The following is a 13,430-nucleotide window of genomic DNA, read 5'->3' on the forward strand; positions in this document are numbered from 1 at the left end:
CTTTGAAAACTCCATATTTTTTGAATCCTTTATCTGCTCTGCTATTTTAAAAAAATAAAATAACTAACCTTAGCTGCTCACTCATCTTCGTGCAGGATGTGATGAGCTCTCTGTCTGAGAATATCAAGACGGTTGTCAATATCAAGGACCGCAACACTGGTCAGTTAGTCATGGAAGAAGGCATCCTCAGAGAAATTGACTTCCGCTTGGATCATTTCCCAGAAGGCTATGACAAGGAGCGAATCGCTCGGACCTTGGCGCCGCTCAATCACTTACAGAATCTCAAGAGCTCGATCCCTGATACCGTGACCTTTATGGAGATGTATGGGGCAGAGACCTTCTCGGACCTGCAAGTTTTGCAAAAGTGGCAACAGAATGCGCCTTATAAGAGCTTGGCAGTGCCTATCGGCCTGCGGGGTAAGGAAGACCTGGTCTACCTCAACCTGCATGAAAAGGCTCATGGACCGCACGGGCTGATTGCCGGGACAACGGGATCAGGTAAGTCGGAGACCATCCAGTCCTATATACTGAGTCTGGCCGTCAACTTCCATCCACACGATGTAGCTTTTCTCCTCATCGACTACAAGGGTGGGGGAATGGCCAACCTCTTCAAGAACCTGCCTCATCTCTTGGGAACCATTACCAACTTGGACGGAGCCCAATCCATGCGGGCACTGGCTTCCATCAATGCGGAGATTCACCGTCGGGAGCGGCTCTTCAGAGAGTTTGAAGTCAATCATATCAACCAATATCAAAAGAAATTTAAAAACGGGGAAGCAACTGAACCCCTGCCCCATCTCTTCCTCATCTCGGATGAGTTCGCAGAGCTCAAGGTCAACCAGCCTGACTTTATCAAGGAGCTGGTATCCATCGCTCGGGTCGGACGTTCCCTTGGGGTCCACTTGATCCTGGCTACTCAGAAGCCCTCTGGGGTGGTGGATGACCAGATCTGGTCCAACTCCCGCTTTAAGCTAGCGCTCAAAGTGGCAGATCGGACGGACTCGATGGAAATGCTTAAGACGCCAGATGCGGCAGAGATCACCCAGACAGGTCGGGCCTATCTGCAGGTCGGCAATAATGAAGTCTATGAACTCTTCCAGTCAGCCTGGTCAGGGGCAGACTATCAGCCGGATAAGGATGAGATGGGAATTGAAGACCATACCATCTACCTGATCAACGACCTAGGCCAATACGAAGTGCTCAATCAAGACTTGTCAGGTCTCGACCTAGCAGAAGATATCAAGGAAGTACCGACGGAACTGGAGGCTATTGTCAGTCAGATCCAACTATTGACAGAGAGCCAGCAGATCCCACCGGTACCACAGCCATGGCTGCCACCGCTTAAAGATAGAATCTATTCAACAGATTTGCGAAAAGGAAATTTCAAAGAATTTTGGTCACATACGAATCGCTCTTTAAAAGCAGTGATTGGTTATGTAGATATACCAAGCCAACAAGCTCAATACACATTAGAACATGATTTTAATGAAGATGGAAATATTGCTCTTTTTGGTGGTCCTTTAACAGGTAAGTCTACTTTTATTCAGACTTTAACGATGGATCTGGCTCGTCAGTTCACACCTAATCAGGTGAATTTCTATTTATTAGATTTTGGAACAAACGGTCTCTTGCCGCTTCGTCAATTACCACATGTGGCTGATACAATTATGATTGACGATCAGGAGAAAATTACAAAGTTAATAAATCGCATAAAAGGAGAAATTCGATACAGAAAAGCTCTTTTGCGTCAACACATGGTAGCCAATGTCAATCTTTATCAAGAAATCAGTGGGCATCAAATACCTAAGTTATTCTTCATGTTAGATGGTTATGATGCTATCAAGGAATCTCCACTGGTTATGGAATTAGAAGATGCTTTCCAAATTATCTCTCGTGAAGGTCTGAGTCTAGGAATGTATCTAGTTATTACAGCTGGTCGTATAGGGGTTGTCAAAGCAGCTCTATTAGCTAGTATCAAAACTCGAATTTCTTTGAAATTAACAGATGATATAGATACTCGAACATTAATTGGTCGTACTCAGTTAATAATTGAAGATAAGCCTGGACGTGCGATGATAAAGTTGGATGAACCAGAGATTTTCCAAGTTGCTTTACCAACCAAAGGAGATGACACGTTTGAAGTGATTGAGCAAATTAGCTCTGAAGCAGGAATGATGTCAGAACAGTGGGAAGGAAGTCGACCTAAACCAATTCCGATCATTCCAGAAGAATTGAGCTTCGATACTTTCGCGAAAACAATAAGCGTTCAAAAGGCTTTGAAGGAAAATACTCTACCTCTAGGTTTAGACTTTGTTAATGTTGAGAGTGTTGATATACCGATGAAAGGTTTCAAACACCTGCTATATATAGCTAACGAAGGTGAACATTTGGAGAATATTACACGTCACCTTTTAGAAATATTCACCACCCTCATTCCAAGTAAGAAAGTCATGTTGATGGATGTAGACGATGAGTATGATGGGCAATTTGACTTATTTGCTCGTATTTCTGAAACAGAAACTCTTGAGGATATGGCAAATCAGCTTATGCTTGAGTTAGAGGATCGTAAAAAAGGTGAAACTGGACACGACTTTATCATCTTTATCCCTAATTTAGAGAAATTTGTTCAGGCAAGTGGCCTGACAGGCGAACAAGTATCAGCACTCTACCAAGAGGGATGGAAATATAATATGCATTTTGTTGTTGGTAGTTCTTATTCTTATATTAGCAATAATGCTATTGGCAGCCCTGCTCGTCAGATTAAGGCATATAATCAACACTATCTTTTGGGAATGCGCTTAACTGATCAAACAATATTAGAAAAGCCTTATAATAGCAAGGAACCTTATTTAAATAAGGATGAGGTTTATTTATATGGACGTCCATCCAGCGTTAAACTTAAAATTACAATATAAAGGAGAACACTATGTCAGTAGGAACAACTCAGGGAGTAGGTATTCAATCTGATCCGACAGCTGTTCAAAACTATGCAAATGGAATTGTTTCAGCTTATCATTCAGTAGGAAAAGAAACTGCTACAAAGGATTCTATCAGCCAATATGCTGCTTCTGGAACTATTAGTAGTCATATTGATAATGAAGTTAGTGCAAGTGAACAAGCAGCACAGCAATCTATTGACTTCATTCAGGTTTTACATGGTATTCATGCAGAGTTTCAGACAACGGATGCAAATATTGCCAATTATATTAACAGAAATACAGGGCCAGTCGAGTCAGGAACTGCTGGTAGTAATTCTGGAAAGAAGAAAAATAAGCAGCTATTTAGTGAGGGAACTAATTAATAATTGTTCAACTAGAAAGGAACATATATGGTAAAGGTAAATTACGCTAGCCTGCAGACACAGTCTTCTACGATGTCGTCTGCCTCACAGTCACGTGTAGCAGGGTTCAACCAGTTGATTAGTGCCTTTGACAGCTTTGGCGGCAGCGGCGGTGAGCTGATAGGAACAGGCTATGATGCAGCCCGTGCATATGCGACAAGTGTCATGAGTCCTTATTATAAAGGGTGCATTCTCTACTCTGAAGCAGTTGCGGATGCGGCTAACACACTGGCGGATAGTTATGCGGCCAAGTGTGGAGCTGAGAATTTAGATGAGGAACAGCTGCAAGCGGAGATTGATAGTGCAACGAGAGGTTGTATGAGTCTAAGCGCTTCGATTTCTGGTCTTCAATCTAAATCTAAACCAGCTGCAGGAGATGCGGAAAGAATTGGTCGCTTACAAGAACAGCTTACAGCAGCGGAAAACCAACTGACTGCTGCTCAGAAAAAACTGGATAATCTGAGGGCATTCAGTGCGGAGTCTCCAAGTGCCTGTGCCTCGGCAGATGGTTATCAGGGTTTGGTTTCTAAGGCTATGTCAGGTATTTCAGTCTCCTTTGGCGGTGGCGGCTTTGCTTTGCCGGAGGACTTAACTTGGGTGAGTGATGTTGAGCAAGGATGGGCTGATCGAGAGATAGCAATGGAGAACAACTATTTATCAGCACTGGATAAGGTATATAGTGGCGAATCTCTGACTGAAGCAGAGCTGACAGCGATAGAGCGCTATGCGGCGGCCTATCCAGAACGCGTGGATGCTTCTGTTTTAGAGTACGTACAGCAAGCACGTCAGGTCAAGGCAGAGGAAATGAAATATCGCTCTATCATTGACAAGGTGGATGCAGGGAAGTCTTTGACAGATGAGGAAACTAAATTTTTTGAAGAATATAAGAAAAACCATCCAGATGTTCAAGTGAACAGTGATTCAGTGACTAAGGAAATAGGTGAGAAGAATAAATATAGTGCTGCACTAGAAAAATTAAATAATAATAAAGAATTAACTGCTGCAGATGTAAAAGCGATTGAGAAATATTTAAAATCTCATTCTGATGTATCTTTGAGTGATGCTCAACGTAAGAAATTCGAAGAAGCCCAAGTTACAATTGATTACAAAGAAATTTTAAATAAGGCTAAGAAGGAGGGGGTGTCTGCTAATTACACAGATAAAGAAATCAATACTCTCCGAGCATATTACCAAAACCATCCAGATGAAGACGTACCGGACTATTTAGCAGAATCTTTGAATGGTTTTAATACTCAAGGAGCAGCTAAGGGAGTATCGGTTGCATCTAGTGCAGCGGATTATAAACTTCTATTTACTAGTAGTTTTGTTGAAAGTGCAGAAACAGTTAACGCAATTAGTAATGGAGCATGGACTGGTAACAATACTTTGGAAAAATTGCGAAGTCTCAAAGAAGCTGCGCAAAATTCTGATAATATGAAATTATTAGATAAAGCAGACGAGCTTGTGGACGTTGCAGATGATGCTGGGAAATTGACGAAGCTTGGTGGGAAAGTTAGCAATCATTTAGGGAAGATGGGTGTTATTGGTTCGCTGGCTTCGGGTGTATCGACTTATCTAGAGCGAAAAGATAAGTATGGTGATGAGGTTGCTCTGCAGGATGCAGCTGCTCATACTGGAATAACTGCAACTTCAACTATTATCGGCTCTGTGATTGGCTCATTCATACCAATTCCGGTTGTTGGAACGCTTCTCGGCGCTTATGCTGGAACAGTAATAGGGAATGCGCTTTCTACAACCTATGATGAAGCTAGACACGATAAAGTTGAACTTTCTGATTATAAAGATGTTTTAAAACCGTGGTGATTTAATATGAGAAAAATAATTTTTATTGGACAGAGCGGTGATGAAGCCGTCTACTATAACACGCGAACAAAAGAGGCTCTGGTAGCCGATAAGAGTGCCTTATTAAATACGGAAGGGGCTAGGAAGACCAATAAGGCTATTATTCCTTTGATGTTGGTTTTCATTTTCTTAGGTTTGATAGGGGGAATGGTAGCTATACCAGCTTTTTCCGGTTTTAGATACAGCAGCTGGATGGTTCCGCCTTATATCGCTGCCCAGTTCTTTGTCTTTTTTGGATTTATATGGATGATGGAAGAGGCCTTGTATAAAGAAGTGAAGCAGGTTCAGGGGGCAAGTTCTCAACAGTTTGCGAAAGCCGTTGATTCAAATCTGTTTTGGGAAAATTTTAGCAAGAAAAAAGCGACGTTTGGGAAAATGTTTATTTTTATGATTGTCATGTTATTAGTTTTTATGACTACTATAGTAATATTTGCTGCTGCCATCCCGGGCATTATTGACTCATTCAATAAGCAGGAACCATTTGATATACAAATCTTTTTCTCGCTTTTGGCAGCCCTGTTTCCTGCTTTGTTGTACCTTTTCTTATTCCAAAACAACCCTATCCGCTGGTTGTTAGCCGTGCGGAAGTATGAACAAGGGAAAGTGCTATTTGCAGAAGACAAGGAGAAGAAACATGAGTGAAACACTATTACCATTGGGATCAGTGGTCAAATTAAAAGATCAAACAGAATTAATTATTATCGGCAGGGGTTCGTTAGTAGAGCAAAATCAAGAACCTGTATATTTTGAGTATACAAGTGTTCTTGTACCAACTGGTTATCAGCAAGCCGATCAGCTTTATTTCTTTAATCACAGTGATATCCGTGAAGTCGTATTTATGGGATATAAGAATGATGCTGAAATAGAATTTGAATCTAATTTTTATCAGCTAGTTAAAAAGGCTGGTTTTAAAAAAGGAGTTACAGAGCTATAAGTTCGGTTAGATGATTTAATGATTATTTTAAAAACTATACTTCTGTTTATACAAAGTATAGTTTTTGATTATTTAATTTTAAGAGGTTATAATGAAAAAAGGAAACTCGAAACAAGATCAGCTGGATGAGTTACATCGTCGCCAGTATGAACTAGAACATAAAATCGAGGATTTGGATGTTGAATATCGTCAGTTTAAGGTGACGCGAGAGGATGTGATGTCCTCACAAGGCAGCGCCCTATTTCACTTTAAGAACTTGTTGGACTTAGGGGTGACTTCGTCTCATTCAGCTTTCTACCATTATCTTTTAGATGATATTGAGTCGACTACACGGACGCTGGAAGTTGACTTTGAGGAAGAAGACAAAGCGATTAAGAAACGTTACCAAGCTTATCAGACGCAATTAACTGCTCTGCATGATCAGCGTAAAAAACTGGAGCGTGATAAGCAATAGGTTGATAAAGTTTTAGCTAAAGATTTCAGCAATCTAAATGCACTAACAGAAAGGAAGTATATGGTAAAGGTAAATTACGCTAGCCTGCAGACACAGTCTTCTACGATGTCGTCTGCCTCACAGTCACGTGTAGCAGGGTTCAACCAGTTGATTAGTGCCTTTGACAGCTTTGGCGGCAGCGGCGGCGAGCTGATAGGAACAGGCTATGATGCAGCCCGTGCATATGCGACAAGTGTCATGAGTCCTTATTATAAAGGGTGCATTCTCTACTCTGAAGCAGTTGCGGATGCGGCGAACACACTAGCGGATAGTTATGCGGCCAAGTGTGGAGCAGAAAATTTAGATGAGGAACAGCTGCAAGCGGAGATTGATAGTGCAACGAGAGGTTGTATGAGTCTCAGCGCTTCGATTTCTGGTCTTCAATCTAAAGCTAAACCAGCAGCAGGAGATGCGGCAAGAATTAGCAGTTTACAAAATCAGCTTACAGCAGCGCAAAATCAACTGACTGCTGCTCAGGAAAAACTTGCTAATCTGAGGGCATTCAGTGCGGAGTCTCCAAGTGCCTGTGCCTCGGCAGATGGTTATCAGGGCTTGGTCTCTAAGGCTATGTCAGGTATTTCAGTCTCCTTTGGCGGTGGCGGCTTTGCTTTGCCGGAGGACTTAACTTGGGTGAGTGATGTTGAGCAGGGCTGGGCTGATCGAGAGATAGCAATGTAGAACAACTATCTATCAGCGCTGGATAAGGTATACAACGGTGAATCTCTGACTGAAGCGGGGCTGACAGCGATAGAGCGATATGCGGCGGCCTATCCAGACCGAGTGGATTCTTCTGTTTTAGAGTACGTACAGCAAGCTCGTCAGGTCAAGGCAGAGGAGATGAAAATCCGAGGCTTGATTGATAAGGTGGATAATGGAACTTTGTTAAATAATGAAGATAAAAACTTCATTGAGGATTTTAAAAAGAAGTATCCAGATGTTCAGTTACATATAAGTTTAGAGAAAGCAATTCAGGAAGAAAATCTATATGATAAACTCATAGTTAAGGATAAAAAAGGAGATGAACTAAAAAGAGAAGAATTAAATTTTTTAGAAGTTTTTTATAAAAAGTATCCTTCCTTGTCCATTCCAAAGTCAATCTCCAAAAAATTAAAGGATAAGAAATTCTATGATCAAATTGATAGATATAATTTAGCTGAACTTGAAGAAAAGTATAAAGGTTTAGTAAATGAATATTCAAGTTATCGGCAAACTGGTAAATTTTTCCCTCAAAGGAAAGGTTTAACCCCTATTCAAATTGAATATATTTATTTTCGCCATCAATTTTTGACTAGCTTGGGGGATACTCCTCTTGATGAAAAACAGCGAAACAATAAGATGTTTGAGAACTTGAGGGACTCAGATAAGAAAGAGATAGATGAGTTATCGGCTGGAGAGTTGAGTTCTAGACATATAGAATTTATGAATAGCAGGATAGGGTTAGAATTGGATTATCTAATGATGTCTAATGCAGATAAGGCTAAGAAAGATTATAGTTACTATCGCTTTAACCAGTTGATGAAAGAACAGCCTATTGATTGGCGTGATCCAAATTATATAACAAAGCGCAATGCATATATTCTTGAAACAGGAAAAAATCCAAGTACTAATGAACCGGCTACAGAAGCTGAAATCATCACAGCAAAAAACTATGGATGGGTCAAAGCTATTCCAGATACGGTTGCTTGGACAGATATGATGGTTGGATCTTATGTGGGGTATCAAGTCTACAATGGGAAGCCAATTTATGGATTGGATACAGATTTTGCGGGTAGGATTAAGATTCCAAGCACGAGGATTCAGCCGGTAGTCAAGCCTCAGCGTGCACCTAAGAATTTAGATGTTGATGGACCAGTAGTAAATAATATTCAATCTAAATATCCCGATTTGCAAACTTATGAATATAATTCATATACAAATCCTGGTCCACTAAATGATTTAAGAGGTCAGCCTAATGTTAATTTTTATGGGGGACGGTATGATGTTGAAGTTTTGAAGTCTCCTAAAATATTATATAGAGCTGGCGACCAAAGCAAAGCGCTAGGGCAATGGTTTACAGAATCAGCCCCACATTCTGAGATAGAAGTTAGAATAAATACGGCAGTAAAACCAATTTGGACAGATCGTTCAGGAAACTACACTGGCAGCTCTCCTTTAAATACAGTTTACGAAATAAAAATACCAGCTGGCACAACAATATACAGAGGACCTGTTGCGAGTCAAGGAGGCATCTATCAAGGTGGTTTGGAATATGAACAAATTTTTATTGAAACTCCGTGGAAAATAGAAGGTGTAGAGGTTATTAGCTCAAAACCATTAAATTAGTGAGGAAAGAAATGAAACGAAAAGAATTATTAGATAATATCAAATTAATATTACCACTATTAAATCAGTACAATGATGGAACAATTCATGTACAAATTTCATTTTTACAAGGATTAGAATGTGCATTGGAAAATGGTGACTCACTTCCTACAATAAGAGAAATTAAAGATATCCTTTATCCTCCAAGAGGGGGTCTATCAGACTTTTTTGTTTGGAAGAATGATTATTTGGAACGACTAAAAATTAATGAAGAAATTGAAGCATATAATAATAGATTATGGGAGCTTTTAAATCAAATAGAAAACTTGGAATCATAGTAAATGCATCAAATTTTAAAATTAGAAGCATTTCCTCAATCTCATACAAGAATTCCAAGAGGAAAAGAAGCTTCTGCTTTTTATGATTTTTGGAAGCCCGGAGGATGAACTTTCCCAGGCAATATGCTAGAAGAAGTTATTGATGAAGTTCCGTGGGGAAAATTTATAATTAGACAATTACGATGTAATTAAAATGAGTTGGACAAAAATAACATAGGAAAAATTTGATGACTTTAAGAAGATTGAGACACCAAAGGATTACGATTTTCGAATACATGAGGGGAAATACTATACTTTTGGAAAATTTGGAGTAGCTTCAGTTTGTCGTATCTTTGAAATTAGTCCTTCTGCTTTTGATGAATATCAATTAGGCAGGAGGACGGCAGGAGAAATTGACTTTAAAGCACAGAATGACCGTTGACCACCAACGGAAGAAGAAAAGAAGGCTAGTGAAAAACAATTCATAGAAGAGAGCCTTACATCATTAATTTATTTACCTGAAACTAGAGATTTATTTACTCAAGAAGAGCTTGAAATATTAAGTCCACTTGCTGAGCAAATGTGGATTGACTGGATAAGTAAACTTCCTGATTATTATGTGACACCATTAAAATGACTTGTGAGAAACTTGTTTATACACTGATGGTTGGAAGCAATTTCTTGTTTTTACATCAAACATCAATCTCTACGGTCAGGTCATCTTGAGTGTGGGAACCTACTTAGTGGAGGTATACAGGATTTCCTTCAGACTCACGTCAAGTAATTATATGAGTCCGTCTCTATCAAGTTATTGATTTGCTAAAAGAAAGCTATTCTGTATCTGAAAATGTCTTTATTTTTCGCTCATTTTTATCCTGTTATTTTTAAAAATACAAAATTTTCCACTCCCAACCACCCCCTTATGCTATAATAGTCTATAGAAAGTCGAGGGAATGATGAAGAAAATATTATTGGTGGTTCTGGTGCAGGGCTTGGCTATTTTTGTGATTACTGGTCTGCTTTGTTATTTTATGCGGGGAGATTTTTTCTTCCGTGCTTTGGCGCCGATTTTTGGTCTGGCAGCGGGAGGTTTTCGCTTCTTGACGGCCATGGTGACAAAAGCGTTTGCGCCTAGTCTCTATGAAGATAGCAAGAAAAAGGAATAATCTATAGAGTAGACAGTAGGTCTGGGGTCAATCGCCTCAGGCCTTTTGTCATAAATGTCAGCAATAGTCATGCGGAGCTTTAATATTTTTCAGAAAAAGAACGGACAGAAGGGCTTTCTTAGGCGCTTTGTGGTAAAATAGTAACAGAATTAAAAATTTGGAGAGTAAAGATGAAACGTTCTATGTATGCTGGGCGTGTTCGCAAGGAGCATGTTGGTCAAGAAGTCACTTTGAAGGGCTGGGTAGCCCGCCGTCGGGATTTGGGCGGTCTGATTTTCATTGATTTGCGCGACCGCGAAGGCATTATGCAGCTGGTCATCAATCCTGAGACAGTGGCTGCAGAGATCATGGCAACAGCAGAAAGTCTGCGCAGTGAGTATGTGATAGAGGTGACAGGTAAAGTGGCTGCGCGTGAGCAGGTCAATGACAAGCTGGCGACAGGAAGCGTGGAGCTACATGTGGAAAGCTTGACTGTCTTAAATACAGCCAAGACGACGCCTTTTGAAATCAAAGACGGCATTGAGGTGAATGACGATACGCGTTTGCGTTACCGTTATCTGGACTTGCGCCGGCCAGAGATGCTGGAGAACTTCAAGCTCCGTGCCAAGGTGACTCACTCTATCCGCAACTATCTAGATGAGCTGGAGTTCCTTGATGTAGAGACACCATTTTTGTCCAAGTCAACGCCAGAAGGAGCGCGTGATTACTTGGTGCCTAGTCGGGTTCATCAGGGGCATTTTTACGCTCTGCCACAAAGTCCGCAGATTACCAAGCAGCTCTTGATGAACGCTGGTTTTGACCGTTATTACCAGATTGTTAAATGCTTCCGGGATGAGGACTTGCGTGGTGATCGTCAGCCAGAGTTTACTCAGGTAGACTTGGAGACTTCTTTCTTGTCTGATCAGGAGATTCAGGACATTACAGAAGGCTTAATTGCTCGTGTTATGAAAGAGACCAAGGGTATTGAGGTGTCTCTGCCTTTCCCGCGTATGAAGTATGATGATGCTATGGCTCTTTATGGGGTTGATAAGCCTGATACTCGTTTTGAAATGTTGTTGCAGGACTTGACAGATCTTGTCAAGGGAGTTGACTTCAAGGTCTTTTCAGAAGCTCCAGCTGTCAAGGCAATCGTGGTGAAAAATGCTGCAGATAAATACTCTCGCAAGGATATTGATAAGCTTACAGAGCAAGCGAAACAGCATGGTGCTAAGGGTCTTGCTTGGGTGAAAGTGGCTGATAGTGAGCTGGCTGGCCCAGTTGCTAAGTTCTTGACAGACTTGACAAGTCAATTGACAGATGCTTTACAGCTTGAAAATAATGACCTAATTCTCTTTGTAGCTGATACTTTGGAAGTGGCAAACGCTGCTTTGGGAGCTCTTCGTGTACGCTTGGGCAAAGAGTTGGGCTTGATTGACCCTGATACATTTAACTACCTTTGGGTGGTGGATTGGCCCATGTTTGAATGGTCAGAAGAAGAGGGCCGCTACATGAGTGCCCATCATCCTTTCACCCTGCCTCAGAAAGATTCTGAGCAAGAGCTGGAAGGCGACCTGAGCAAGGTACGGGCTGTGGCCTATGATATCGTCCTCAATGGCTATGAGTTAGGTGGCGGAAGTCTTCGGATTAACCAGAAAGACTTGCAGGGGCTGATGTTCAAGGCGCTTGGTTTCTCAGCTCAAGAAGCTACCGAGCAGTTTGGCTTCCTTTTGGAGGCTATGGACTATGGTTTTCCACCGCATGGCGGCTTAGCTCTGGGCTTGGACCGCTTTGTGATGCTCTTGGCTGGTGAAGAAAATATCCGCGAAGTCATCGCCTTTCCGAAAAATAACAAGGCTTCTGATCCAATGACACAGGCACCTAGCCCAGTGTCGGTCGCTCAACTAGAGGAATTAAGTTTACAAGTGGAAGCACATGAAGAAGACTAATTTTTACAAACTCTTTCGCTATTATGTCCGCAGGTTTGCTTATAATTTTAAGATTTTGCGGTCTTTAAAGAGTATCTCGCGTGAGAAGTACGATGAGAAGATTTCTGCCTCGCTTGTCTATGCCTTTTTGTCGGCTGTCGCAGTCAATTTCTTCTTTCAGCCGGGGCATGTCTATTCCAGCGGGGCGACTGGTCTTGCGCAGGTTATTACTGCCCTCAGTACTCGTTTCTTAGGTTTCACCATTCCGGTTTCGGTGACTTTTTACGCCATCAATATTCCGCTGATGATCCTGGCCTGGTACCAGATTGGGCATAAGTTTACCATTTTCACCTTTATCACGGTTACCATGAGCTCGCTTTTTATCCAGTTTGTGCCGGAAGTAACCTTGACTGACAATCCTATTATCAACGCCCTTTTCGGTGGTGTGGTCATGGGCACGGGGATTGGCTTTGCCCTTAAGTCCAGCATTTCCAGCGGTGGGACTGATATTGTCAGTCTGACTGTTCGGAAAAAAACAGGCCGGAACGTCGGGAATATTTCACTGATTGTCAATGGGATTATTATGCTAATTGCGGGTCTGACCTTTGGCTGGGAATATGCGCTGTACTCCATGATTACTATTTTTGTGTCTAGCCGAGTGACGGATGCTGTCTTTACCAAGCAGAAGCGCATGCAGGCTATGATTATCACTAGCCATCCGGATAGGGTGATTGATAAGATTCATAACAAGCTGCATCGTGGGGCGACAGTAATCCATGGCGCTGAGGGAACTTATAATCATGAGAAAAAAGCTGTTCTGGTGACAGTTATTACCCGAGCTGAGTTTAATGAATTTAAGCAAATCATGAAGCATACAGATCCAGCTGCCTTCGTTTCCGTCGCAGATAATGTCCATATCTTGGGACTCTTTGTGGAGGAGTGAAGATATCCATTAAGTTTGGGAATGCGAAGTAGTATAGTGTGGGAGTTTGTGCTTAAAACGAGGTTTTGTGATAGGAGATTCATATGCGGTAGGACAATAGTCCCACCGCTTTCTATTCTCTATTGTGGAGAGTGGAGATTGCAAGTAAGAAAGGATATACAAATGCAGG

At 41.4% G+C, this 13,430-nt stretch carries 11 protein-coding genes and 2 pseudogenes; all 13 read left to right on the top strand.

Features of this window, described 5'->3' with window-relative positions:
* Positions 1 to 62: 62 nt before the first annotated feature.
* Positions 63 to 2,915: pseudogene (gene essC / locus K4I03_RS09675) on the top strand (type VII secretion protein EssC); the annotation flags it as partial.
* 11 nt (positions 2,916 to 2,926) lie between these two features.
* Positions 2,927 to 3,301 carry a TIGR04197 family type VII secretion effector gene (locus tag K4I03_RS09680; RefSeq protein WP_125402609.1) on the top strand — a complete coding sequence of 125 codons (375 nt, stop codon included), beginning with the start codon at positions 2,927 to 2,929 and terminating at the stop codon, positions 3,299 to 3,301.
* 27 nt (positions 3,302 to 3,328) lie between these two features.
* Positions 3,329 to 5,164 carry a DUF456 domain-containing protein gene (locus K4I03_RS09685; RefSeq protein ID WP_227965054.1) on the top strand — a complete coding sequence of 612 codons (1,836 nt, stop codon included), beginning with the start codon at positions 3,329 to 3,331 and terminating at the stop codon, positions 5,162 to 5,164.
* A gap of 6 nt (positions 5,165 to 5,170) precedes the next feature.
* Positions 5,171 to 5,845, top strand: coding sequence for a hypothetical protein (locus tag K4I03_RS09690; RefSeq protein WP_227965057.1), 675 nt, complete (start codon positions 5,171 to 5,173; stop codon positions 5,843 to 5,845).
* Positions 5,838 to 6,137, top strand: a complete 300-nt coding sequence (locus K4I03_RS09695) for a DUF4176 domain-containing protein (RefSeq protein ID WP_227965059.1) — start codon at positions 5,838 to 5,840, stop codon at positions 6,135 to 6,137. Before K4I03_RS09690 ends, K4I03_RS09695 begins: the two co-directional genes overlap by 8 nt.
* Before the next feature lie 91 nt (positions 6,138 to 6,228).
* Positions 6,229 to 6,591, top strand: coding sequence for a hypothetical protein (locus K4I03_RS09700; RefSeq protein WP_227965061.1), 363 nt, complete (start codon positions 6,229 to 6,231; stop codon positions 6,589 to 6,591).
* Between the two features lie 60 nt (positions 6,592 to 6,651).
* A complete protein-coding gene (locus tag K4I03_RS09705) occupies positions 6,652 to 7,308 on the top strand; it encodes a hypothetical protein (RefSeq protein ID WP_227965062.1) in 657 nt (218 codons plus the stop codon).
* A gap of 159 nt (positions 7,309 to 7,467) precedes the next feature.
* Complete coding sequence (locus tag K4I03_RS09710) at positions 7,468 to 8,952, top strand: hypothetical protein (RefSeq protein WP_227965064.1); 1,485 nt, start codon at positions 7,468 to 7,470, stop codon at positions 8,950 to 8,952.
* Positions 8,953 to 8,963: 11 nt separating this feature from the next.
* Positions 8,964 to 9,269, top strand: coding sequence for a hypothetical protein (locus K4I03_RS09715; protein WP_003007809.1), 306 nt, complete (start codon positions 8,964 to 8,966; stop codon positions 9,267 to 9,269).
* 241 nt (positions 9,270 to 9,510) lie between these two features.
* Positions 9,511 to 9,885: pseudogene (locus K4I03_RS09720) on the top strand (hypothetical protein).
* 316 nt (positions 9,886 to 10,201) lie between these two features.
* Positions 10,202 to 10,414, top strand: a complete 213-nt coding sequence (locus K4I03_RS09725) for a hypothetical protein (RefSeq protein WP_227965066.1) — start codon at positions 10,202 to 10,204, stop codon at positions 10,412 to 10,414.
* 170 nt (positions 10,415 to 10,584) lie between these two features.
* Positions 10,585 to 12,339 carry an aspartate--tRNA ligase gene (aspS, locus tag K4I03_RS09730; RefSeq protein ID WP_227965068.1) on the top strand — a complete coding sequence of 585 codons (1,755 nt, stop codon included), beginning with the start codon at positions 10,585 to 10,587 and terminating at the stop codon, positions 12,337 to 12,339.
* Positions 12,326 to 13,261, top strand: coding sequence for a YitT family protein (locus tag K4I03_RS09735; RefSeq protein WP_009659199.1), 936 nt, complete (start codon positions 12,326 to 12,328; stop codon positions 13,259 to 13,261). The genes aspS and K4I03_RS09735 overlap by 14 nt, the downstream gene beginning before the upstream one ends.
* Positions 13,262 to 13,430: the final 169 nt, after the last annotated feature.

This window comes from Streptococcus sanguinis (genome assembly GCF_020729725.1).
Lineage (GTDB): Bacteria > Bacillota > Bacilli > Lactobacillales > Streptococcaceae > Streptococcus > Streptococcus sanguinis_V.

What these genes read in the sequence shown, in the direction of transcription:
- K4I03_RS09715 (WP_003007809.1), top strand. Translation starts at nt 8,964, where the DNA reads ATGAAACGAAAAGAATTATTAGATAATATCAAATTAATATTACCACTA.
- K4I03_RS09690 (WP_227965057.1), top strand. Translation starts at nt 5,171, where the DNA reads ATGAGAAAAATAATTTTTATTGGACAGAGCGGTGATGAAGCCGTCTAC.
- K4I03_RS09685 (WP_227965054.1), top strand. Translation starts at nt 3,329, where the DNA reads ATGGTAAAGGTAAATTACGCTAGCCTGCAGACACAGTCTTCTACGATG.
- K4I03_RS09710 (WP_227965064.1), top strand. Translation starts at nt 7,468, where the DNA reads ATGAAAATCCGAGGCTTGATTGATAAGGTGGATAATGGAACTTTGTTA.
- K4I03_RS09705 (WP_227965062.1), top strand. Translation starts at nt 6,652, where the DNA reads ATGGTAAAGGTAAATTACGCTAGCCTGCAGACACAGTCTTCTACGATG.
- K4I03_RS09725 (WP_227965066.1), top strand. Translation starts at nt 10,202, where the DNA reads ATGATGAAGAAAATATTATTGGTGGTTCTGGTGCAGGGCTTGGCTATT.
- K4I03_RS09680 (WP_125402609.1), top strand. Translation starts at nt 2,927, where the DNA reads ATGTCAGTAGGAACAACTCAGGGAGTAGGTATTCAATCTGATCCGACA.
- K4I03_RS09735 (WP_009659199.1), top strand. Translation starts at nt 12,326, where the DNA reads ATGAAGAAGACTAATTTTTACAAACTCTTTCGCTATTATGTCCGCAGG.
- K4I03_RS09695 (WP_227965059.1), top strand. Translation starts at nt 5,838, where the DNA reads ATGAGTGAAACACTATTACCATTGGGATCAGTGGTCAAATTAAAAGAT.
- aspS (WP_227965068.1), top strand. Translation starts at nt 10,585, where the DNA reads ATGAAACGTTCTATGTATGCTGGGCGTGTTCGCAAGGAGCATGTTGGT.
- K4I03_RS09700 (WP_227965061.1), top strand. Translation starts at nt 6,229, where the DNA reads ATGAAAAAAGGAAACTCGAAACAAGATCAGCTGGATGAGTTACATCGT.